Raw genomic sequence first — 23497 nt, 5'->3', positions numbered from 1 at the left:
GAGGCGTTTTTTATGGAATGGAAGCTAGATAGTGACAGTAAAATCCCTATTTATCAGCAAGTTGTTGACTTTATTGAAAAACGTATTACATATGGAGAACTTCCTCCAGGAAGCTTCCTCCCTTCAGAACGGAAATTAGCTACGCAGTTAAATGTAAACAGAAGTACAGTAACGACTGCTTATAATGAACTACGTGCTATGGGAATTGTAGAAAGTACGACTGGTAAAGGTACACGTGTGAGTACACATATGTGGGGCGTTTCTCCAACATTAACGCCGAACTGGAGAAATTTCGTAGAAGGTGGTACTTTTCTACCAAACTTACCACTACTTCGCCATATTCGGGCAGAAGTACAACAAAATGAAAATATTATAGATTTCGCTAATGGAGAACTCGGTTGTAATCTTTATCCTCATGATCAACTACAAGCGATTTTACGTGAACAACAGTTAACGTATTCATTAAGTTACGATCATCCGCAAGGCTATCTTCCGCTAAGACAAGCGGTCGTAAAATATATGAAGGAATATTTAAAAGTTGAGGCGACTGAACAATCCATTATGATTACATCTGGCGCACAGCAAGCACTTCACCTTATCGTGCAATGTTTATTAAATCCAGGGGATGCTGTTGCTTTCGAAAGTCCTTCACACTGTTATTCCTTGCCGTTATTCCAATCAGCAGGTATTCGTATTTTCCCGTTACCTGTCGATGAACATGGTATTAATCCAAATGATGTACAGGAGTTATATAGAAAACACCGTATTAAAATGATCTTTTTAAATCCAAATTTCCAAAACCCTACGGGAACGATGCTTCATCCAAATCGCCGAAAAAAACTATTATCACTTTGCGCAGACTTACGCATTGCGATTGTTGAAGATGATCCGTCTAGTCTACTTACGCTAGAAAAGAAACAACCTTGCCCTACTTTAAAATCGATTGATGAAAACGGAACAGTCATTTATGTACATTCCTTATCAAAAATGATCGCACCAGGTTTACGAGTCGGCTGGCTTGTCGCCCCGCAGTCTGTCGTAGAGCGATTGTCCGATGCCCGGCACCAAATGGAATTAGGAATGAGCATTTTCCCGCAGTGGCTTATACAACAATTTTTCGAAACTGTACCATTTCAGTCTCATATCGTTCCGTTACGAAAACAATTAGCAGAAAAAAGAGACGTTATCGTCCGTGCCCTAAACGAGCAACTTCACGATAAAATCTCTTTTTCAAACCCGACCGGCGGTATATACATTTGGGGGAAATTAAAAGAACCTATAAACGAAAAACAACTCATTATGCAAAGTTTAAAACAAGAAATTGCTTTTATGCCAGGTAGTATTTTCGGTGCGAAAGATGGTTATATACGTTTATCTTATGGAAAAGTGGATATTAATCAAATTGCGGAAGGTATTTCTCGTTTACGCGAGGCTATTTTGGTATGTGAAAATAACTTTAAATAAAGCTTTCTCGTTTGACAAAACCTAAATCTACCATTATTATCAACTCGAACCTATTTATAGGAGTGATAAAATGAAGATTTACGTTGATGCAGATGCTTGTCCTGTAAAAGATGTGATTATTTTTGAGGCTACGAATGTGGAAATTCCTGTTACCCTCGTTACTAGTTTTTCACATTATTCTAATGCAGAGCAGCCAAAAGGTGTCGAAACAATTTATGTTGATTCTGGAGCAGATGCTGCAGATTACCGAATTATGCAGTTAGCAAAAAAAGAAGATTTAATCGTAACACAAGATTACGGTCTTGCTTCGCTCGCTTTAGCAAAAGGCTGTATCGTTCTTCATCATAAAGGGTACAAGTATACGAATGATAACATTGAACAATTGTTACAAACACGATATTTAAGTGCAATGGTTCGAAAAAGTGGTAAACGTACAAAGGGACCGAAACCATTTACAGCAGAAGATAAAGAGAAATTTAGAGCACTCTTTAAAAGTATGATCTCACTTTAAAAATGAATCGTCTATTTGCTAGGAAAACTTCGCAAAACAAAGAAGAGAATATCGTAATGAACATTCTCTTCTTGAGGTTTACCCGTTTAAAATGAAGGTAAATTATCTAAGTTATTTTCTTTTATTCCATCCGGTTCACTACGTATAATATCTCTGCCATACTTATGAAATACGTCCACATGAGCTATCTTCCCTGATTTTGCTTCATTAAGAGCAGTCATATAATCTAACTCTCTCCCGCTACTTGTTTTAAACGCTATTAAATCTCCATCATCATTTTTACGAACGGCAACAATTTGTTCTGCTCCTGAAGTAACTTCCTGAGCTATTTCAAATTGAGCTTGCTCTTCTCCTTGATGTAAATAATCATTATACACTTTTTCAAAGTCTTTTTTGTCCATAAAACTCACCTCCAACACATTTTATTAGTATGGTTAGGATGTAGTGGTTTTATGTACTTTTCTCTTAGAAAAACTTATTTTTAATACCTACGCAACCCCTTCAAAGTCTCCAATATATCATCTGTAAATGCTGTACTACCCTCTGTCTCTAAAACTCTAAAATATAAACTTCTTAAGAAAGCTCTAATATTTTGTACTAAAATAGCATGCTGCGGATGTCGGATATCTTCAACAGTTGCTATACTATGTAGCCAATTGCTCCACTCTTCTCCAGTTAATAGATTTTGATCGCGTAATGACATAATTGGCCTTACTAATCTCTCATCCTCAAAGTGTATGTACACGTAGTCATTTAAACGAACCTTCTGACGAACAGCAGCTAATATTGCATATGAAAACTCACGATTTTGTATTGTACGTGCTAACGCATCGAGCGCATCCGCTGCGTGTGCTGTAGAATGTGCCCATCCTTTCCCTTCTACGTAACCCCTTACATCTTCTTCTAAATATACATATTCCAGCACTTGTTCTGCTACACTGTACAATTGTTCTTCCGATAACAACGGTTCTCTTTCATGAACAGATAAAATAAGTGGCGGAATTAATACGGAGAACGCACGTTTAAATACAGAGTCTGTTCCCTTTTCACCAATTTTATAAAATAAATAATCAGGACTAATCGCTTGTAACATTAATCCTCGTAACTCTTTTTGTCTAAATACATCATTTGTAATCCATGTGTGAAGCGTACTATAAATTAAATCATCACGTAATTCAGCATCAGGTGATCCGATATAATCTAACATCCACTGCGCATATGGATATGCATCCACATCTTCTGGTACAGCATAATTATTATTTTTAATTTGTAGTAGTTCTTCTTTTAATTCTAGTACTTCATTCATTAAATTTCCTGTCCCCTTTTTGCGTTTTTTATTGTCTTATCCCCTTTTATTTGCTTCATAAAATTAATTTAATTATAACAATAAATAAAAGGCTATACATATATTTCTGATTATGTATTACGCTCTTTCATGAAATATAACTTCTGGATTTTCTAAATCACTATTCTGAAATACAACATCCGCACACTCTATCGGATTATGCTCATCTATATACATCTTACAGGCCGCATGATATCTGTTTAAAAACATCTTCTCTGCTTCTTCATAACTTCCAAAAGCTTCAGTTTCCCGCTTAGCACCACGTTTTATCGCAATCTCAAAATCTGTATCTACAAAGATTTTGTAATCAAATAAATGTGCAACGTCTTTTTTCAATAGAAACGTTCCATCTACTATTAATATCATATTTTGTGTGGCCAATAGCGGCTCATTATGTACAGGCATATCCGTTATTAAGTTATGAGAAATCGTTTCATACTGTAAATTCCCGTTAGGTCCTAAAGGCATTAATAATCTTTCTTTGAAAGCTGTATAATCGTGTGCATCTTCATAATACCCTCTTGCAGATTCTTTACCTTGTGCATAGCGAATCACTCTTGAATTATGAAAATCGTCGATGCTAGCGCGTGTTACTGGTAACCCTCGTTTTTTTATTTCTTCCGCTAGTTCGTTTGTAAATGTTGTTTTTCCTGATGCTGTAATACCACTTACTCCAACTCTTGTTGGATGAGTTAAGTTTAATTTTAAAATATGATCTACAATTTCTTTCATGCGTTGTATTCGGTTCATGATATTTCCTCCTACAATCAGTTTGCATAACATAATTACAGGTAACATTTCATATCATTATTTGTCGGTAAATCGATATCCTTTGTCGAATCGTTGATATATCGAAAAAATCGTTGATATATTTTAAGTTATGATAGATATATTTGAAAAATCGTTGATATATTATTAGCTTACTTCCCCTTAAATCCTCGATACAGTGCAGTCCGTAACTCTTGTTTGTATTCTGCAATCTCTGGCATTTCGAGTTCTTCTGCTAGTCTGATAGCTAATTCAATATCATACGGTACTCGTACAAGTTGAATAGAAAAGCTCGCTGCTTCTTTTTCATTGTAAGTTCCTTCAAATATTAAATAGGAAGCTTGTGTTATTTCAAGTGGGTTTCCTACGCTACCGGCGTTACATAACGTTTTCCCTCTGAAATTTTGAACGAACGCTTGGTGAACGTCACCGTAACAAACGACATCTGGTTTTCTTTCCCCTTCTATATTTTCCGTCAGATCACTATTTTCGAACATACTAATACGTTCTTCTCTTGAAGCGTGTGGTTGAATTCTTTCATATAAACTTCTCGGTGAGGCGTGGAACATACGAATGAGTTTGCCGCTCATAAAAAATTCGATTGAAAATGGTAAACTTCTTAAATAGTCGTTTTGTTCTTCTGATAATTGTTTTTGATGCCATTTTAATGCTTCAAATTCAGTCGGTTTTGTAATAAAATCATCCCAGTTTCCCATTACGACTACTTCACATTCTTTACGAATGATTTCAATTGCTTCACTGGAATGAGGTCCTTTTCCTACTAAATCTCCAAGACAAATAATGCGCTCGATTCCTCTTAATTTAATATCATTTAACACGGATTCTAATGCTTGAATATTACCGTGAATATCTGAAATTACTGCTATTTTATCCATATAAATTACTCCTTTATTTATTAAATTCACTTGATTGATACCATTTTGGAATATAAGATGAAAAATGATTATGATCTTCTAAAATTCCATTTAATCTTTCCTTCATCTCATCTACTAAATGCGGCGTACTTCGATTCGTCCAAACGATATCCGCTGGGAATGTCATCGCGGCGTACAATGTATACAGTTTCCAAAAATGCAGCGATGGTTCGCCTCCGCAATAACCGTGAACTTGTCCAACCGCAAATGATTTACTTATTCTTGTAGTAAAAATCGCTACGTTATAAAAATCGTGTATTGGATCGCCAAAATCATATCCACCAAAATCAATAACGATAAACTCCTTATTATGAATCATACTATTTGCTGGATGGAAGTCATCATGTAAAAATCTTATTGGACGATTTTTCAATAAATATTTATGATTTTCTACAAAGGTTAATACTGGCTTCAAATCCAGAAAATTCACCTCGTAATCTGCTAGTGCCTCTATGTATCTCTCGTATTTATTCCATCTAGATGTTTCCCATTTATTACTTGCACTTTCTCTTTCAATTGAGTGAATTCTCTTTAATACTTCCCCTGCTTTTCTTCCTGCATTATACTGTTCTTCCACCGTTAGCTTCGTTAAACCTTCTTCACCATTTATACCTCGGGTCCATTCAAATACCTGAACACATTTATTTAATTTCTCAAGTATTATGAAATGAATTAACTTGGGCGTTGGAATATGTAATGACTCTAATTGTTGCATATACGTATATTCTTCTTGTTTACGTTCAAAATGAACAGCATCACATATTTTTACAAAATAAGTTTCTTGATTCTTTAATTCAATTTTATACTTCTCTTCATGTGAAAACCCTTTTGAAATAGCTGTACACTTTGCAATACGAGGCCATTCTAGTTTTCTCTCTATCTCTCTAAGGATTTCTTCCACAACATTCACCTCTATTAATATATGTACAAACTACCTAGCACTTCATGCCCTCGTTTATTTCCACCTGTAAACTCTACTGCAAATGGATTTTCGCCATTCTTATTCAAATGTTCTAGCACTAGCCCTTCTCCAATCGGTTCACAAAACTGTACATGAATATCTCCAAACACTACACTTTGACACTCAGCATTCCATTTTTCATTTTTCACAACTGAGCTTGTAGATAGTCCCATTACTTCTTTCCATTTCCGCACCGTTTCTCGAACGTTTTTCACTGCATAATGGATCGTTTCAATTTGTTGTACTTTGTTTTTATGTTCCGTGATCGTTCCAATGTTACGTAAATCGTTTCTTCTTTCTTCGTCCGTTTCATTCCACTGTATAAAGAAAGGTAATTTCGGTCCGTTCTCTTCTTGCTTAACAAATAACATTTTCCATTCTAGAAGCCGGCCATCTTTTCTCATGCGTTTCCCTTCAAATGGCCCTATCGTATGTAAGCCGTACTTATTAAAGTTAACTGCTAGCTCCTCAATTGCATCTGTTCGGATTGCGATTTGTAGCATTCCTTCTCCATTTTGTAGTTTCACCACTGTTTCTTGTACTAATGGATTTTCTGCTTCTTTCGCTTTTTCTTCATGTTGAACTGCCAGAAATTCTATGTATGATAAGTCAAAATAACTTAAACTATTCCAAGTACCCCAGTTCGTATGCTCTCCGCCTAGTGCGGTATGAAATCCAAGTTCTTGCATTTGTTTTGCCGCTTCCTCCGGTGTACCATGAACTGCGTGAACGAGATGATCAAATCGTAACATGTCTTTCTCCCCTTTCTCTCCATCCTTTTATTGTATATTTTATTTTTCTTTCATTCAATTCAAAAACTTTAAAACCTAGTTGATTTATACGATTAATATGTATTATAATGAAACAAATTTAATTATTGCTGATTGGAAAAACCAAAGGCACTTTTCTCATACGGGAAAAGTGTCTTTTTCATTTATTATTACAGGGGGATTATTTATGCAGAAATTAATTGTCTTTGCTATTATCGGATTTTTCGCTCAATTGATCGATGGAGCACTTGGAATGGCGTATGGGGTAACGTCTACTTCACTATTATTAATGTTTGGTATTGCACCGGCTGTAGCTTCCGCATCCGTTCATTTAGCTGAAGTCGTTACAACTGCAGCTTCTGGTGCATCTCATATCAAATTTGGAAACGTTGATAAATATACCGTTTCTAGACTTACATTACCTGGGGCAATCGGCGCATTTGTTGGGGCATGTTTTTTAAGTAATTTGCCTGGAGATGTGATCAAACCGTACATTTCCATATTTTTATTCACTTTAGGGGTTTATATTTTATTACGATTCATCATTCAAAAACAAATTGTCACTTCAAATAAGCGTATGTCTGCAAAACAACTTGTGCCGCTTGGTTTATTCGCTGGATTCGTTGATTCAACTGGTGGCGGTGGTTGGGGGCCGATTACGACACCCGTTCTTCTAGCAAGAGGAAATGAAGCTAGAAAAGTTATTGGATCTGTAGATACGAGTGAATTTCCTGTTTCACTCGCTGCAACAATTGGCTTCTTCATCTCACTTGGCTGGGAACAAGTAAGCTGGGTTTGGGTATTTGCGTTAATGCTTGGCGGTATTGTCGCAGCTCCAATTGCTGCATGGTTAGTTCGTATCGTTCCTTCTCATTTACTTGGCGTATTAGTTGGTGGTCTTATTATCTTTACAAACATTCGTACACTGCTTACTACATTTAAAGTGGATCCAACTATTATTTCACTTTCTTACGTTGCAGTTGGTCTTGTCGTTATTATTTCTATTTTCATTGCTGTTCGAAATCATTCCAATCGTCCTAACGCATCAACGGCTGAGTATCCAAATGATCAGAAGCAAATGCTACCATAACTATAAAAAATACCGCCCAATTTAGAGCGGTATTTTTTATTTTTCTATTTTCCAATTAATCATCGTTTCTGTAGCATTTACTCTCTTCATATGTAACTTTTCTAAAACGCGAATCGAACTATAATTATCTAGAAGTGTCTCTGCAATTATTGTTTCTACCTCTCCTGTTTTGAAAGCCCAATCGATTAGTTCTCTTACAGCTTCTGTTGCATAGCCCTTATTCCAATATTTCTCAATAAATCCATAGCCAATTTCTACTGTTCGATTCTCGTTTGGTTTCCCTTTAAACCCAATATCACCTATAACGCTATCATCTTCTTTCCGAAGAACATACCACGCGCCCCATGGTAAAATAGCTGCATCTTGTTTTACATTCTTTACATGCCCTACAATATGCGGACCGCTATTGTATCCTTGCTCGTTAGCAACTTGAACTCTCTCTTCTGTACACGGCACTATATAGAGCCTTTCTGTTTCTAATTTCATTTTGATTTCCCCTTTTTACTTAAACATTACTCTAATTATAACAAATAATATGACTTTATTATGAATGTCGAATTATATTTTTCTGAATTTTCTTTTAATTTAGAGGGTTTTTCAATATTTTTTGCGAAACATTTGTATAACAATTTTTTCTTTGCTTATTGCTACATAATAGTAGGCTCGGGTGGAGTTTTGCAAGCGTTTCCTATACAATAACCGATATTTTTTGACTTTTCTTAACAAAATTCCTTGCAATATATTCAGAAACTCATTACAATTGCCATATATTAAATATCTTAGCAATATATAAATCCTCATCAATCCGATGAGGTAGAGGTTGCGACTTTTAAAAGTAAAATGGACGAGACACAGAGAATGTCACTGACTCCGTTTGAAAGGAAAAGTTGCCGAAGTTTAAATTTCTTCTCTGGAAATATGAGCTGGGGCTGTCTCCGAAAGGAACAGAACTGTCACGTTTACAAAATTACCGTGTAAACGTGGGGTGCTATCTTAACGGAAGGGTATGATGGGGTGGTTATTTGTGAAACGTTCCGCCTAATTCCTTTGGCGGTTTTTTGTATTTTTCTCCCCCGCTCCTTCCTAACCTACAAGAAAAGGAGTGTTGAACATGAATAGCGCAACAAATCAATCTACCTCTAAAACGCAAACTACACAAGGACAAGGTGAATTAAAACGCGGATTAAAATCGCGTCACCTTACGATGATTTCTCTCGGTGGTACAATCGGTACCGGACTATTTCTTGCCAGCGGTGGTGTAATCCATTCAGCTGGTCCTGGCGGTGCACTAATCGCATACGCCGCAATTGGAATTATGGTATATTTCTTAATGACAAGCTTAGCTGAACTTGCTGCTTACATGCCTGTTACTGGATCTTTTAGCACGTATGCAACAAAATTTGTTGATCCATCACTTGGCTTTGCACTTGGATGGAACTATTGGTATAACTGGGCAATTACGATTGCTGCTGAACTTGCAGCCGTAACATTAATTATGAAATTTTGGTTCCCAGATACCCCTTCTCTTATTTGGAGCGGATTATGTTTAGCTATTATTTTCCTTTTAAACTACTTATCTGTTAAAGGGTTTGGTGAATCTGAATATTGGTTCGCACTTATTAAAGTAGTTACGATTATTATCTTTTTAATTGTTGGTTTCATGATGATTTTTGGAATTATGGGCGGCGAAACGGTTGGATTTAAAAACTTCACTGTTGCAGATGCACCATTTAACGGCGGTATCATGGCAATTATCGGTGTGTTTATGGCAGCTGGTTTCTCATTCCAAGGTACTGAACTATTAGGAGTAGCTGCTGGTGAAACGTCTGATCCAGAACGTAATATCCCAAAAGCAATTCGTTCAATCTTTTGGCGTATTCTTTTATTCTATATCCTTGCGATTCTCGTTATCGGTTTATTAATTCCTTATACAACTGAAAGCCTTGCTGCAAGTGATGTTACAGTAAGTCCGTTTACACTTATTTTTGAAAAAGCGGGCGTTGCCTTTGCTGCTTCTGTTATGAACGCTGTTATTTTAACTGCTGTATTATCTGCTGGTAACTCTGGTATGTATGCATCAACTCGTATGCTTTGGGATTTAGCTCGCCAAGGAAAAGCACCAAAGTTTCTTGGTAAATTAGATAGCCGCGGTGTACCTGTTAACGCGTTAATCGTAACGTCAATTGTTGGTAGTATTGCTTTCATTGCTTCTTTATTCGGTGATGGTGTTGTATACATTTGGTTATTAAACGCATCCGGAATGTCTGGTTTTATCGCATGGGTTGGAATTGCAATTAGTCATTACCGTTTCCGTAAAGCATATATCGCACAAGGAAAAGATTTAAATGATTTACCATATAGAGCAAAATGGTTCCCATTCGGTCCAATCTTCGCATTTACACTTTGTATCATCGTAATTTTAGGACAAAACTACGGCGCATTTATGGGTGAAGCAATTGATTGGAACGGTGTACTCGTTTCTTACATCGGTTTACCACTCTTCTTAGTACTATGGTTAGGTTATAAATTTACGAAAAAAACAAAAGTGATTCCACTTGATAAATGTGAACTAAAATAAAGTGAAACGAGCAAACAAATTTGTTTGCTCGTTTTTTGTTGCAAACCTCTTTACTTCCCTATTGCTCCTGTTTTTGCAATAATAAAGGAAATATAAATAAAGGTTGGGATACAATGAACATTCGCATTACTGATGAAGCAAAAGCAGCTATACATAGATTAGAACTTGAAGATAAAAAGATCGTTCGCATTAGAGGAACAATGACGAACTCTTGTAGTATTTTCGTTGATGTCAATTTAATTTGGGATACATATAACGCAGATGATGTTGTATATGAAGATGCAGAGCTTATCGTACAAATGGATTCATTCACGAAAGACTACACTGGTGATACGGTGAAACTTGATTATAAGACGACAGGTTTTAGTATTACGACTCCGAGTGAGACTTTGGTTTATGGATTGTCGATTAAAAAATAAAAATTGTTTTCATTTGACCACCGAGGTGAAAAAATGGGTAAATATGTTCCGTTAAAATTTTTATTTAATGAAGAATTAGCAGAAAAAATAGCTGATTCTATTTGTAAACACGATCCTTGTTTCTCTAAAAGCATCTTTGTAGATTCTGTAGCTTGTAAAGTTGAAAATTTAGAGTTAAAACAGCGTATTGAAGCAATTGCAGATGAATTACACAATGCTTTACAAAAAGATTTTAATGCCGCAATACATATGTTACTGAAAACATTAGGACCAGAAAATACAACAGAAGTAGGCACATTTACAAATGGATATATGTACATGCCTCTTGCAAAATACGTTGAAAAATATGGACTTTACGATTTTGAAACCTCGTTCAATGCAATGTATGAAATAACGAAAAGGAATACTACTGAATATGCCATTCGGCCTTTTCTTGAAACATACCATGAAGACACACTAGACATATTACAACAGTGAGTTCATGACGAAAACAGTTATCTCTATCAGTGTTTCAGTAGTTTGGAACAAAAGGCTGCTGGTACTAGAATGAGTTTGCTTAATTTCCCAGGCTTTCTATCGAAAGGAATGGGGATTGCGATTGTAGGTGGATTATTATCGATACATTTGCTAAACCGAAAATTACTACCTATGAATGCTAATTCTTTCACTCATTTGTATAGTAATTTACTATTACTTTTTGCAGGAATCATATTGATTAGCTGGTTGGTTACTATGAAAATGTATAAATGCTCCAGAAGAAATATATAACAAAGTGAAAAGATTCATTTTTCAATAACTTTTTTGTTATATTTTTCAATCTAGTGACGTTTCTTACATCAAGATTAAAACAACTATATTTTTAACCCCGATCTAAATTTAGATCGGGGTTATGCTTATTTGGACTTTTGAAATTAAATAACTTTATTATCATTTTACATATAAAAAATCAAAATTTAACAATTTACCATATATGCATTATAAAAGGTTTGTCTAAAATAATGTATATGTCAAGAAAACTTGTCTGGAAGTTGAAATGTTGTAGAATCTAGAGTCCGAATATACTTACGATAGATCCTCCCAATCATACTCGCCTGCGTCGGATAGTCTCTAAACCCTTTACACCACGTATGATTGAGGACCTTCGTCCCCGTATTCAGCAACTTGCCAACGAATTGTTAGTTGCTGTACAAGAACAAGGAAAAATGGAAATCATTGCAGATTTTGCTTAACCACTACCCATTATTTTCATTTCCGAGGTGCTTGGGATTCCCGCCACTGATCGAAACCAGTTCCGCAAATGGACAAAAAACTCATGGACACCTCTGTGGAACCTATTCAGGGAACTGAAGTTAAAACAACACTTAAAAGTTTATTCATTACATTGAGACATTACTTAACGAAAAGCGTCTAAATCCTGATTCTGATTTGATAAACGATCTCATTCAAACAAGAGAGCAAGAAAACAAGTTGAATAAGAACGAGCTCCTTTCAACAATTTGGCTACTCATCATCGCTGGACATGAAAAGACAGTTAATTACATAGAGAAGTCAACGTCTTTTTTATTTTAGGGGAACTTGTTTTGTTAATTTGATATTGACAGTTAAGTGAAGTGACATTTGATTCTCATAATCCGTATTATCTGGAGTTAATAAACTCTATTACACTCTCTTCTTTAGGAACGTTTCCATAATATCTTTCTTAAATTTTTCATAATCAAACTGAAAAGCTACATTATGCGTTTTATAGCCTGGATTAGTAACAAAACGAAAATCTGCAATGCTTTGACCAAATCCTTCTCCTTGATCAGGGATTACTTTAATAGGTACTCTTGAAAGACTAACAGCGTCTTGATTTAGCAAATACCAAACTGTTACAAAATCATGCATAGGACTTCCACTTATACCAGGATTAGACTTGGAATAGAAATTATAATAATAATCTAGCATAGGTTTGATGATGAGCCCTGCAGAATCCTGTGTATTCCGATGAAATGCATCTATTTTCTGGACCATTTCAGGTGTAACAATTGCATGTTGAGTCACATTTAAAGGAATAATTGTCAAGTTCTTTGCATGCTGCAGAATTAGGTTTGCTGCATAAGGGTCTGCATAAAAGTTAGCTTCAGCCACGGCAGTTACGTTACCTGGAAAGAAAAAAGCTCCCCCCATGCAAATGCATTCTCTTACGTTTCGCATTGTTTCTAAATTCAATACAAAGGTCGTAGCTAGCGAAGAAAGTCTTCCTAAATTGATAATTGTAAGATCTTCTAAATTTGATTGTATAATTTGATAAATATCATTTAGAGGATAAACTGGATATGAAATTTCAGGAGGAATGATAGGTCCTAATCCGACTTTTCCATGTACTTCAGGAAAATACTTAATCAATATACCTGTCAACGGTACAGAAGCACCAAGGAATACAGGTATCTCTTCTCTTCCCGCAAGGTACTTCAAATAGTTAATATTTCTTATTACATTTTTTCTCGATACATTTCCATAATCAGCTACAATTCCTAAAAGTTTAATGTCTTTACGAAAAAAAGTGTACAGTATAGCAAACGCATCATCAATCCCCAAATCTGTAAACAGGAGAACCTTTTTAGGCATATCTCTTCCTCCAAAATTTATAGAATCCTACCTTCACTAATGATGTAGTGAGTAGACTAAACTTGTATGTATGTATATATTTTATGTATTCTTAAAGAGTGGATTCTATTCACTTGAAATAGTTTTGCTTATCTAAATCTGATATTATATTCAAGTATAAAATACATAAGGGCATTAGAGATATGGAAAAATCTGTTGTTATTGAGGAATTTACATCGGATTGGGTACTACAATTAGGACTCACCATATCAAAAAAGAAAATTGTACGTTTAGACACAAAATTAATATATTTTGATTAACTCCCTGTACGTTAAGGAATTAGTTTCTATATTTGAGGAAATGTATGTGACAGGTGGATATTTAGGGGAATCTAATATTCACCATTCAAATATGATAGAATAGAAGTATATCCAAAACGGAGGAATAACAAATGAACTCAAACACAAAACAGTTTATTTATGATATCCAGCAAAGAAAGAACAATTATATAGAAAATGCTTTAATAGCAATACAACACCCTAAAAAAGAGCAATCTGAACAGGTCATTCAAAATATAGTAGAGAAGATGGATATGATGATTAGTCTAGTTACTACGTACATGAGGATTGAATCTGGATCTACGGAAGAATTAAAAGAACTTCAGAAAGAAATTATCCATGCTCAAGCATATATTCAAAAACGAAAATTCGAAGAAACACAGAGATAAAACCCTGTGTTTTTATTTGATGCTCTATAACGCTAATCTATTATAAATTAATTACAGGCAATTTGATTATTGTTTTGGCATAATCCATACAATTTGTTGAATGCGTACAATATATGGCACCGTATCTTCAATGAGCAAATGATCTGGTTTCACATCCTTTAATTTACCTCTTATATTGCCTCTTACAGTTTCAATAACCACATGTTTACCAATTACTGATTGTAATGTCTGATATACATAGGGATTAGGCACACTTACCATATTTTGTTTACTAAAGTCATTTCCCTCCAAATAACTCATTCTATAAGACTCCTTTCTAACTTGCATTCTTTCTACTAATATATGATATAAATCTTATAAATATGCTAGAAGGATAATTCATTATATGGACGGAAATAACATTTTAATAGGGTACGGTTTCTATTTCTACATTGCTAAAAAAATGATTTATATAAAGTTACTTTTACTAGTTAATAGGAGATGATAAAGGGATATTTTGAATATACATCTAGGTTGTTCCTTTCTGGTTATGTATCATTTTAAATACGCCCTTTATTAGAATAGTGCTCATATTTTTTTTGAGATTCTTTCGTAATGCGTGCGTTAAGTAAAATTGCTAACAATAAAAATACTCCATATTTTCCCCCTGTAGCTCCTATGATAATCACACTACTACAAACAAGTACAATTAATAGGATAAACGAAACTAAATAAATACGATCATAATTCTTTGACATCTTCTCGTATTTTATGCGTTTTTTCCTTGCATCCATTTTAATTCCTCCTTTAGATGATCCATTTCACTCTCAGATAAATCTCGCCCTTAAAAAAGAAACAATCTATCGTTTTAAATAATTAGTTTGTTTTTTTATCAACTAATTTATATAACGTAAAAAGAAATCCTACCAACATTAAGCTCTCCACCATGATAATTTCCATCCTCTCCTTCCTTTTAACCCCAACACATCAGATAAAAGTTATTTATATCCCATATTGGCTGCAGCAAGCAAAAAGGATCCCCCTTTTCTTAAAGGTCGATCCTTTTCTCCTTGCATGCAACTATTTTTACCTATTCTTGATTAATTAGAATAATAGCTGGTCCATCTACACAAATTCCACCAACTTCGATTTTTTCATAAGGCTCAACTGTAATAGAAATAATCCCTTCTCGCTTCTTTAATTCATTACTTAATTCTTTTGTTAACATTTTTTTCATGTGCGGACTCCTTCTTACTGCTTAATTTACTATTGTTATGTAAATAAAATAAAAAATGGTTTCTTGGTCTGGAAACCATTTTTTGTAGTTTACCATATGGTATTACCAGTTCGTTTATCAATTTTACGTAAAGTAGATAAACAATTACTATTCACTGTCTCAGTAGATGTAAGGAACTCTTAAAGATGGCGGTGAGATTGATTGTTTTTTCTTCTAGAAATAATGACTTAGATAGTATATTACCTAAAACAATGAAAGCCCTACCTCTCTTTCATCCTTACGGCTCCTTGTCCGTGCCAGTGTGAATCAGGATTGCAAAAATCAAGTGACTATTTAATCGAGTTATTTAATAAAACTTCGAATGTTCGTAAAATAAATTTAAAAATAAAAATGGATTAGATTGAAGTAATAACAAAAGAGGTTCCTACTCTAAAAATGAGTTGAAGAAATTGAATGTCTTTGAAATGATTTGCTTATAGTACTCATCATATTCTCGAAAAATTCAGGATATTTTCGGGAGATATAATACATTATCTATAATGAACCTTAACAGAAACTTTTTATTTGATTTTCAGTGATTCCTTTAATTAATTCTAGTTCACTGACCAAAAACTTATATGCATCATCCAACAATTTTTTTTCGCTTGTATTCAGTGTTTTTTCTTTCTTCATACGCATTAAATCGCGTACAACTTCAGCACCTTCTTGTATTTCACCCGTTTTTATTTTGTCCGTGTTCACTTTATGCCTTTGTTTCCACGGCAGTAATTTACATGATTCTTCATGCTGAAAAATGTGTATAATGTGTTTTAATGCAAGTATATCAGTAACTGGGCGTATATTCGAATTTAATATTTTCCCCGTAGGAATCATGACTTGCATATTACTGATTGACATTTTGATGACATAATACTGTTGTTTTTCCCCTGAGAATTCTTTTTCTTCTATGGCTTCAATTATACCTGCTCCGTGCATTGGATAAACAATGTTATCGCCAATTTGAAACATATAATCCACCTCCATATGTGGTAACCTTTTCAAGCTTAACACATATGTTGTTTTTTATCAAATATTTAATAATATCACGAGTTCATTTTAGGTGTCAATCACTTTTTTCTTCAAAAGTTAAATCAAGTAAAACAGCCGTAAAATACCAAAGAGCGTTCGAGATTTCCAATAAAAGAAAAGGGAATTCATACGCGTATATCCTGAAATCTCCACCCATTAACGTAGATCAATTTCCCCTTGAAAACGGCCAAATCGATCCCGTATTTTTTTCAATCTTATATGATACTCCAAAATCTCAATTCTTGCTTTTTCTGCTAGAGGGGCAATTGGTCGTAAATCTTTTAACCCCCAATACTCAACCACTACATCAAGTACTTGATCAAAATATTGTAGTGGGCCATAGTTTGCTTCTTTTGCAATCACAGCCATTCTATTTTCAAAATCAGGCATGACGGCACCTGGCATTTTAAAATTCCTAATCACATTGGCAATATGGTAGCAATAATTTGGTTCCAATTCTAAATGTGTTCGAATAACGTCTCGATAAAACGCATAATGAAGTGTTTCATCTTTTGCAAGACGGCGTAATAACGTAGCAAGATCTGGATCATGCTTACTTGCAACTTTAGCTACATTATTGTAAAACACCATTGTTGCAAGTTCTTGTAGCGTCGTATATGTCATGGCTTCGATTGGTGTATGAAAATCAGGCTCAAATCCACACTCAACGACTGATTTTCTTAATTCATGTATACGTTTAGGGTTTACACTTCGAGTGAGTAGTAAATATGTCTCTAATAAATTCGAATGTTGATCCTCTTCTGAGGTCCAAGTATGAATAAAGTCTGTAATAACAGAAAGGGAACCTTTAAAAGTCGCAGATAAATACGTTGTAAACCATGGTAAATTCACTTCTGTTAATAAAGCTGTTTCAATGGCCGTAATTACACCAGAAGGGAGAGTAACTTGACTTTCATCCCATGGAACTCTTTTAAAGTCCATTCCCTTATCCCATGGTAAAAACTCATGATAAGCCCAGTCTATCTTCTGCGCTCTTATTTTATGTTGTTCATACAGTTCTTTTAAACGTGGTTCTAATCGAAAATCTAAATCATTTGTTAACATTTAAGTGCCCCCTTTTTCTTACCATGGATATTCATCCTATTTTTATCCTTAAAAATTTTCTACAAATAAATATTACTTTCCTTTTTTAAAGCCAAACAAAACAAATTTGTAACAAAACTTTTTAAGAGCACTATATTTTTATAGGATTTTTTTATTAAAAGGAGGACCGTTACATCTATTTCCTTTTTTATAAAATAGATACTGAAACATACAATATGTTAGTTAGCCTAAATAATAGCTTTGACAAGTGCCAACCCAATTCCATTCGAGCCAAGCTTTTTAGAACTACTTGATTTATAGAATCGTTCAAAAACATGAGGTAATTCTTCAGCTAAAATTCCCTCTCCAAAATCTTGGATCACTAGTTCGATATAGATTGGAGAATTTTTGACCTGAATCATTATGTTACCACCTGGTTTAGAATGTTCTATTGCATTCTAAACCAGGTTTAACAAAGCTTCCTCCATCTATAATTTTTCGTGAATAACAATTATTTCTCTCGGTGCATTCCAATTAATATATTTTTATCACTTATCATGCTTTCCAAGCGATTTAGAACTTCCTTAGTCATATCTACTAAATTTCCTAGCTCTTGATCAAAGGATTTCCACTTATTTATCCCGAATATATAAATAACCATTCTCACAAGGAGCAAATTTATATGAATCTATTCGAACACGAAACATAAAACTGCTTCATTTTAATAAGAGGTCCTCCCTTTTTCTTTTCTCATCATATTATCCATTAAAAAATAGGAGGACAAATTTATGAAACGTGATCCATTATTTTCAACTTTATTAGAAAGTGCAAATACAAACTTTAGTGGCTGGGATTTTTCTTTCATTTCAGAAACGGGTCGAATGAAGAGCGAGCCATTATCGTGGTCGTACGGCAGTACTGCTTTTCAACTTATGCAACGTGCAGAATCAATGCTCGATATGGGGACTGGCGGCGGAGAGTTTTTATCTATGTTACAACCGTTCCCGTCAACTATTTATGCTACTGAGGGCTACGCTCCAAACGTGCCAATTGCTCGAAAGAAATTAGAGCCTTTAGGGGTTACTGTTGTAGAGGTGAACGATGATACTGCATTGCCATTTCAAGATGGTCAGTTTAATCTAATCCTAAACCAACATGAATCATATGCTGCTTCTGAAGTAAAAAGAATCCTTTCTCCAAATGGAACATTTCTTACACAACAAGTTGGCGGTCTCGATTGCGCGGAACTTAATGACCAATTTGACACACCACTAAATAGTGAATTTGCAAGTTGGTCGCTTGAAGCGGCATGTAATGAACTACAGGAAAACGGAGTTACTATCTTAGAAGCAAAAGAAGAATTCCCTTTCCAACGCTTTTATGATATTGGCGCTATCGTCTATTATTTAAAAGTAATTCCGTGGCAAATTCCTGATTTCACTATCGAAAGGTATTATGAGGAGTTATATCGTATACATGAGATTATCTTGCAAAAAGGATATTTTGATGTGAAGCAACATCGATTTATGATTAAGGCGATTCGTGACTAACGGAAAAGAGGTGGCAAAGCCACCTCCTTTTTTGTTCCGTTTACGTATGTTCTCTACTCTTTCACCATAAGAAAAGTTATATCATACATATTACAATTATGACCAATGAATTGTATTTCTGAAACTTATAATCACCTCGCATATATAACGAGAGCAAAAACGTGATTTTTCACTTTCCTCTTCTATTGAGAAACAAGTTGTTTTTCATATCGCTTGTTCGCATCATCTTCTTTCAAACATGCAGTTGTGTAATTAATAATATTCCGGTTATCGTACGTGAATATATGTTTTAACTTATTTTCTTCTGTTAATACTGTCGGTAAGTATTTTGGTAAATTGCTAACTACTCCTCTATTATCACCATCTAATATCCAATCAATTTCTTTCCATTCTAATAAGCCTTCAGCCGTACGTAATGGTGTATTCATTTGCATTCCATCTGGCAAATCAGCAACGAACACATACATTCCTTCACTAGCCTGGGGCTCACCTTTACCTTTAAAACCAACAGTCCCTTTATACGTTACACTTGAAAGTTCTATGCCCGTTTCCTCAAACGTTTCTCTAATTATTCCTTCGTATGGCGTTTCATTCTCTTCTATTTTTCCTCCAACACCATTCCACATCCCCATATTCGGCTTTTTATTTCTATTTAATAGCAGTATTTTATCGCTTTCTCTAATAAAGCAAATTGTGTATTTGTACATACGATCATTTCCTTTCATTTGCCACATGAGTTATTTGGCTTATTTTCAAGTAAAAACACTCGCCTTACAATTCCTTACTACATAATATATAGTACAACTTTCATGCGTAAACACTTTACGTCAAACGAGAGAAGCCTTTTTAGAAAGGAGAATTTAAAATCGATACTATAAGCAATGAATTTCTAAAACAATATTACGACAGCCTTGTGTGGTTAAAAGATACACATTGGTTTGGAGTTCCAATCTGTAAACTTCCCTCTGATCTCTTTTTGTATCAAGAAATCATTTATGAATTAAAGCCCGATTTAATTATTGAATGCGGGACTTTTCACGGTGGTAGTGCACTGTATTTAGCTTCTATGTTAGATTTAATTGGAAAAGGTCACGTACTTACTATCGATATAACTCCGCAGCCAAATCGGCCATCACATAATCGGATTACGTATTTAACAGCATCTTCTGTTTCTGTGCAGGCCATCCAAACAATAGTAAGTATGCGCAAACCTGATGATGTGATTTTAGTTATTTTAGATTCTGATCATAGTAAAGAGCATGTTTCCAAAGAACTCTTGCTATATAAATCTATCGTCACTACTGGCAGTTATATAATTGTAGAAGATACCTCCATTAACGGAAATCCGCTTCTTCCCGATTGGGGTCCTGGCCCGATGGAAGCTGTGGAAGAGTTTTTAACTAAAAACAATAACTTCATAATCGACGAGTCTAAACATAAATTTTTCATATCATTTAATCCAAAAGGTTTTTTAAAGAAAATAAAGTGAAACTTTAATAAGTTGGGTTTTGCTCATCCCCCACTTATTCTATCATTTTCATTTTTGAAAAAGGATAATATACGAATTCCACCTTGCCAATTATGTTATCTTCTTCAATATATCCTAAGCCATTGCGACTATCTCTACTTACTTCGCGGTTATCTCCCATTACAAATAACTTATTTGGCGGAATTTTTGTCTTTTGAAAGTTATAAAACACTTGTGTGTTGTTAAATAAATCTTTGTTCGTATATGGTTCTTCTTGCTTTTTATCGTTCACATATACCTTTCCGTTCGTTATGTTAATTACATCACCAGGAAGCCCTATTACACGTTTCACATAATATTTCGATTCATCCTCTTCTTTTATAATGACAATTTCTCCGTGTTGTAAATTAGAAAGACGTACTACCGCTTTATTTACAAATACGTAGTCTTCTTCATATAAAGTCGGCTGCATCGATTCCCCTTCCACCTTACATAAAGTAAAAGAATGGTAGCCTATGACTATCACCAATATAAATAGTATGTACTTTCCCCAGCCTCTCTTAATCTCCTTTTTCATATCCATTCCCACCTTATAAAGCGCTTTTTAACTCAAAAAATATATCACTGCACAATATGTTTCCATGCAGTGATACTATTTTTACTGTGCCTTGTTCGGTTGTTCTACTGGAATTGAATTTGTATTTGATCTATTTGTTTTTAATTCAAAATACGCATCCAAAATCTCTTTACCAATCGCAGAATTAATTCCTGATTTATCATCATTCACCCATGGTACAACAACTGAAAAAGCTACTTCCGGATCCGCATCATATGGTGCATAACCGGCAAGAGTTAAATTATAACATTTTTTTCGGTTGTTGTTCTCATCTCTTCCAATATCACTTTCTCCACCATATACTGTCTCAGCTGTTCCTGTTTTTCCCGCTGGTTTATATGGTAGACCTTTAAATGTTCCGGTTCCGGTTCCGTCAGCTTCTTGAAAAACTCTTCTAAATCCTTCTTTTACATGATTAATGTACGAAGTTTCCATATCCACTCTATTTAATACAACTGGTTCAATCGACCGAACGACTTTTCCTGCATCCTCTGGTCTATTCGGTTGCTCTCTAACTTCTTGTACAATTTGTGGTTTCATTCGGTAACCGCCATTTGCAATGGTTGAAATATATTGCGCAAGCTGAAGCGGCGTATATGTATCATACTGTCCAATCGCATAATCAAGTAAAAATCCGGGTATGTTATCAGTTCTACCTATTTGACCGATTGATTCATTTGGCAGGTCAATACCAGTCGACACACCTAGGCCAAATTGTCTAAAATAGTAGCGCATTTTATTAAATGTTTCTTGTTTAATATCTAATGGATTGTTTGGAACATAATTAATGCCTGCCATTTTTAAAGCTGTATTAAACATATAAACGTTCGATGACACTTGCAAAGCTCTTAAATCATCAATATCCCCAAATTCTTTCCACGATTTCTTCGGCTTAGAACTTCCTTTAAAATACATTGGCGCATCAAAGAAGTGTGTATACGGCTTAATCGCTTCTGTTTGATATCCAGTTAATAAAGTAGCCCCTTTTACAGTTGACCCTAACTCATAAGAACTTGTCATCGTTCCTAATGCATAATCTTCTATTTGCATACCGCCATCTTTATTTACAATTTTCTTTCCTGCCATTGATAAAATTTGACCGTTTTTCGGATTCATCATTACTACGAACGCACGATCCATCATCGGCTCTGCAGCATGAAAGGCTCGTAAATTCTTTTCAAGGCTTCCCTCTACTCTTTTCTGTAAATCCATATCGACTGTTAACATCAAGTTATTTCCACTTTTTCCTTCAGTCACTTTTTCTGTTCGAACAATCTTCCCTGCTTTATCCATAATATTTTTAGACTGTTCTTTCGTTCCATGTAGTGCATCTTCGTATTGTTTTTCGATGTAACTTTTACCAATACGGTCGTTTCGATTATAATCACGAACTAAATAATAATCTAATTGTTCTCTTGGCAACCCTTCATTTTCATTAGAAACGCTACCTAGTATAGAGCGCAGTATTTTATCATTTGGGTATTCACGTTCCCAATCTACTGTCGTATCTACCCCTGGTAAACTTGCCAACCTTTCACTAACGACAGCATATTCATTTTCACTTACATCTTTTTTAACGATTTGCGGTGTCATTTTATATCCCGCATTCATTTTGCTTTTAATCACTAATACTTCTATATCTTCCTTTGAAAGCTCATTTAATTCCTCTTGTGTAATTCTTTCCCGGCGCAGTTCTTCTACTTTTTTATCTAATTCTTTTCCTTCTATTTCTTGCTTTCTAAATTTACTCTCATCTTCTTTCGTTACTTTCGCCGCTGCCCGCTTTTCATTTAACTGCATCCAAAAATCTTTTTTATCTGTCTCTGTTAACTTATCCATGTCCTCTTGCGACATTTCAATTAGCTTAGCTAAATCTCTTGCTACTTGTAAAACTTCTTTCGAGTCCACTCCTCTCATTTTCGTATATGTAACGGTTCGTAATGGTTTATTATTTACAATAACGTGACCTTGTCGATCAAACATTTTCCCTCTAGGAACGGGAGTACTTACCGTTACATCTTCCTTTTTGTTTACTTCATTTCTATACGTTTCTCCATCAATGATTTGTACTTTACCTAATTGAATTATAATAGCTGAAAATAAAAGAAAGACAATAAAAAATAGTACATTTAACCGAAATGGAATATGAGTCTTTTTCTTTTTCGATTGTTTTTTCTGCTCCTTTTTCTGTCTCATTTCGCTCCCTCGCTTCATTCTATTAACATTTCTACGCAAAATCATTATGTATCAAATTTATTTATATGATATATATAGAATTTTATATTAATTACTAAAGAAATAAAAGATTTAATTTTCAGTTTTTTAATTTATTATCCTATTTATTACCATTCCCTTAATGCACAATAACATGAATATTA

24 protein-coding genes, 4 pseudogenes and 1 riboswitch are annotated in these 23497 nt (G+C 34.6%); of the genes and pseudogenes, 11 read left to right on the top strand and 17 right to left on the bottom strand.

The window, feature by feature from the left end:
* Nucleotides 1–12: 12 nt before the first annotated feature.
* Nucleotides 13–1464 carry a MocR-like pyridoxine biosynthesis transcription factor PdxR gene (gene pdxR, locus DN400_RS02810; protein WP_065229011.1) on the top strand — a complete coding sequence of 484 codons (1452 nt, stop codon included), beginning with the start codon at nt 13–15 and terminating at the stop codon, nt 1462–1464.
* A 70-nt stretch (nt 1465–1534) separates the two neighbouring features.
* Nucleotides 1535–1975 carry a YaiI/YqxD family protein gene (locus DN400_RS02805; RefSeq protein ID WP_000708772.1) on the top strand — a complete coding sequence of 147 codons (441 nt, stop codon included), beginning with the start codon at nt 1535–1537 and terminating at the stop codon, nt 1973–1975.
* Nucleotides 1976–2061: 86 nt separating this feature from the next.
* Here the strand turns inward: DN400_RS02805 and DN400_RS02800 are convergent, their stop codons facing one another.
* The 6 genes from DN400_RS02800 to DN400_RS02775 form a co-directional block, all read right to left on the bottom strand.
* Nucleotides 2062–2376, bottom strand: a complete 315-nt coding sequence (locus tag DN400_RS02800; protein WP_065229012.1) for a DUF3892 domain-containing protein — start codon at nt 2374–2376, stop codon at nt 2062–2064.
* Nucleotides 2377–2456: 80 nt separating this feature from the next.
* Nucleotides 2457–3281 carry a DUF2785 domain-containing protein gene (locus tag DN400_RS02795; RefSeq protein ID WP_065229013.1) on the bottom strand — a complete coding sequence of 275 codons (825 nt, stop codon included), beginning with the start codon at nt 3279–3281 and terminating at the stop codon, nt 2457–2459.
* Nucleotides 3282–3398: 117 nt separating this feature from the next.
* Nucleotides 3399–4070, bottom strand: a complete 672-nt coding sequence (locus tag DN400_RS02790; RefSeq protein ID WP_001079968.1) for a nucleoside/nucleotide kinase family protein — start codon at nt 4068–4070, stop codon at nt 3399–3401.
* A 170-nt stretch (nt 4071–4240) separates the two neighbouring features.
* Nucleotides 4241–4984 carry a metallophosphoesterase family protein gene (locus tag DN400_RS02785; protein WP_000357655.1) on the bottom strand — a complete coding sequence of 248 codons (744 nt, stop codon included), beginning with the start codon at nt 4982–4984 and terminating at the stop codon, nt 4241–4243.
* A 13-nt stretch (nt 4985–4997) separates the two neighbouring features.
* The gene (locus tag DN400_RS02780) at nt 4998–5924 is read right to left on the bottom strand and encodes an aminoglycoside phosphotransferase family protein (RefSeq protein WP_000391247.1); all 927 of its coding nucleotides are present in this window, start codon (nt 5922–5924) and stop codon (nt 4998–5000) included.
* Nucleotides 5925–5938: 14 nt separating this feature from the next.
* Nucleotides 5939–6736, bottom strand: coding sequence for a VOC family protein (locus DN400_RS02775; protein WP_000943337.1), 798 nt, complete (start codon nt 6734–6736; stop codon nt 5939–5941).
* Nucleotides 6737–6941: 205 nt separating this feature from the next.
* On the opposite strand from DN400_RS02775, the gene DN400_RS02770 reads away from it, so the two are divergent.
* Nucleotides 6942–7844: a sulfite exporter TauE/SafE family protein gene (locus DN400_RS02770; protein WP_001170740.1), complete on the top strand. Its 903-nt coding sequence runs from the start codon at nt 6942–6944 to the stop codon at nt 7842–7844.
* A gap of 36 nt (nt 7845–7880) precedes the next feature.
* Here the strand turns inward: DN400_RS02770 and DN400_RS02765 are convergent, their stop codons facing one another.
* A complete protein-coding gene (locus DN400_RS02765) occupies nt 7881–8330 on the bottom strand; it encodes a GNAT family N-acetyltransferase (protein ID WP_065229014.1) in 450 nt (149 codons plus the stop codon).
* Nucleotides 8331–8650: 320 nt separating this feature from the next.
* A riboswitch (Lysine riboswitch) is annotated at nt 8651–8843 on the top strand.
* 112 nt (nt 8844–8955) lie between these two features.
* On the opposite strand from DN400_RS02765, the gene DN400_RS02760 reads away from it, so the two are divergent.
* The 5 genes and pseudogenes from DN400_RS02760 to DN400_RS29745 all read left to right on the top strand — a co-directional run.
* The gene (locus tag DN400_RS02760) at nt 8956–10422 is read left to right on the top strand and encodes an amino acid permease (RefSeq protein WP_086409731.1); all 1467 of its coding nucleotides are present in this window, start codon (nt 8956–8958) and stop codon (nt 10420–10422) included.
* Between the two features lie 113 nt (nt 10423–10535).
* Complete coding sequence (locus DN400_RS02755; RefSeq protein ID WP_001026168.1) at nt 10536–10841, top strand: iron-sulfur cluster biosynthesis family protein; 306 nt, start codon at nt 10536–10538, stop codon at nt 10839–10841.
* Nucleotides 10842–10874: 33 nt separating this feature from the next.
* A pseudogene (locus DN400_RS02750) lies at nt 10875–11315 on the top strand (hypothetical protein); the annotation flags it as partial.
* A gap of 10 nt (nt 11316–11325) precedes the next feature.
* Nucleotides 11326–11609 (top strand): annotated as a pseudogene (locus tag DN400_RS29750) (tetracycline resistance MFS efflux pump); the annotation flags it as partial.
* A 284-nt stretch (nt 11610–11893) separates the two neighbouring features.
* Nucleotides 11894–12383: pseudogene (locus DN400_RS29745) on the top strand (cytochrome P450 family protein); the annotation flags it as partial.
* Between the two features lie 117 nt (nt 12384–12500).
* Here DN400_RS29745 and DN400_RS02730 read toward each other — a convergent pair.
* Nucleotides 12501–13451, bottom strand: a complete 951-nt coding sequence (locus DN400_RS02730) for a nucleoside hydrolase (protein WP_001125074.1) — start codon at nt 13449–13451, stop codon at nt 12501–12503.
* Between the two features lie 430 nt (nt 13452–13881).
* Here DN400_RS02730 and DN400_RS02725 point away from each other — a divergent pair, with 430 nt between their 5' ends.
* Nucleotides 13882–14157 carry a hypothetical protein gene (locus tag DN400_RS02725; protein ID WP_001087712.1) on the top strand — a complete coding sequence of 92 codons (276 nt, stop codon included), beginning with the start codon at nt 13882–13884 and terminating at the stop codon, nt 14155–14157.
* 66 nt (nt 14158–14223) lie between these two features.
* Here DN400_RS02725 and DN400_RS02720 read toward each other — a convergent pair whose 3' ends face one another.
* The 6 genes and pseudogenes from DN400_RS02720 to DN400_RS30115 form a co-directional block, all read right to left on the bottom strand.
* Nucleotides 14224–14457 (bottom strand): YuzF family protein, encoded by a 234-nt coding sequence (locus DN400_RS02720; RefSeq protein WP_000120818.1) that lies wholly within the window; start codon nt 14455–14457, stop codon nt 14224–14226.
* Nucleotides 14458–14696: 239 nt separating this feature from the next.
* Nucleotides 14697–14930 (bottom strand): hypothetical protein, encoded by a 234-nt coding sequence (locus DN400_RS02715; protein WP_000340044.1) that lies wholly within the window; start codon nt 14928–14930, stop codon nt 14697–14699.
* 296 nt (nt 14931–15226) lie between these two features.
* Nucleotides 15227–15373 carry a BC1881 family protein gene (locus tag DN400_RS02710; RefSeq protein ID WP_098211801.1) on the bottom strand — a complete coding sequence of 49 codons (147 nt, stop codon included), beginning with the start codon at nt 15371–15373 and terminating at the stop codon, nt 15227–15229.
* Nucleotides 15374–15919: 546 nt separating this feature from the next.
* Entirely contained in the window at nt 15920–16381 is a 462-nt protein-coding gene (locus DN400_RS02705) for a CarD family transcriptional regulator (protein ID WP_000486293.1), read from the bottom strand.
* Between the two features lie 216 nt (nt 16382–16597).
* Entirely contained in the window at nt 16598–17506 is a 909-nt protein-coding gene (locus DN400_RS02700; RefSeq protein WP_000957093.1) for an acyl-ACP desaturase, read from the bottom strand.
* A gap of 230 nt (nt 17507–17736) precedes the next feature.
* Nucleotides 17737–18110 (bottom strand): annotated as a pseudogene (locus tag DN400_RS30115) (sensor histidine kinase); the annotation flags it as partial.
* Between the two features lie 163 nt (nt 18111–18273).
* Between DN400_RS30115 and DN400_RS02690 the strand changes: the two are divergent.
* Nucleotides 18274–19035, top strand: coding sequence for a class I SAM-dependent methyltransferase (locus tag DN400_RS02690; protein WP_098211800.1), 762 nt, complete (start codon nt 18274–18276; stop codon nt 19033–19035).
* A gap of 182 nt (nt 19036–19217) precedes the next feature.
* On the opposite strand, the gene DN400_RS02685 is transcribed toward DN400_RS02690, so the two are convergent.
* Nucleotides 19218–19742, bottom strand: coding sequence for an NUDIX hydrolase (locus DN400_RS02685; protein WP_098211799.1), 525 nt, complete (start codon nt 19740–19742; stop codon nt 19218–19220).
* A gap of 158 nt (nt 19743–19900) precedes the next feature.
* Between DN400_RS02685 and DN400_RS02675 the strand changes: the two genes are divergently transcribed.
* A complete protein-coding gene (locus DN400_RS02675) occupies nt 19901–20524 on the top strand; it encodes a cephalosporin hydroxylase family protein (protein ID WP_265736938.1) in 624 nt (207 codons plus the stop codon).
* Between the two features lie 34 nt (nt 20525–20558).
* Here DN400_RS02675 and lepB read toward each other — a convergent pair whose 3' ends face one another.
* Nucleotides 20559–21080, bottom strand: coding sequence for a signal peptidase I (gene lepB, locus DN400_RS02670; protein WP_002094069.1), 522 nt, complete (start codon nt 21078–21080; stop codon nt 20559–20561).
* Between the two features lie 81 nt (nt 21081–21161).
* Nucleotides 21162–23315: a peptidoglycan D,D-transpeptidase FtsI family protein gene (locus tag DN400_RS02665; RefSeq protein ID WP_023522349.1), complete on the bottom strand. Its 2154-nt coding sequence runs from the start codon at nt 23313–23315 to the stop codon at nt 21162–21164.
* Nucleotides 23316–23497: the final 182 nt, after the last annotated feature.

The sequence above is a fragment of the Bacillus sp. AR8-1 genome, assembly GCF_008042345.1.
GTDB classification, from domain to species: Bacteria; Bacillota; Bacilli; order Bacillales; family Bacillaceae_G; genus Bacillus_A; species Bacillus_A cereus.
This window is presented reverse-complemented; position numbering and strand designations above follow the sequence as displayed.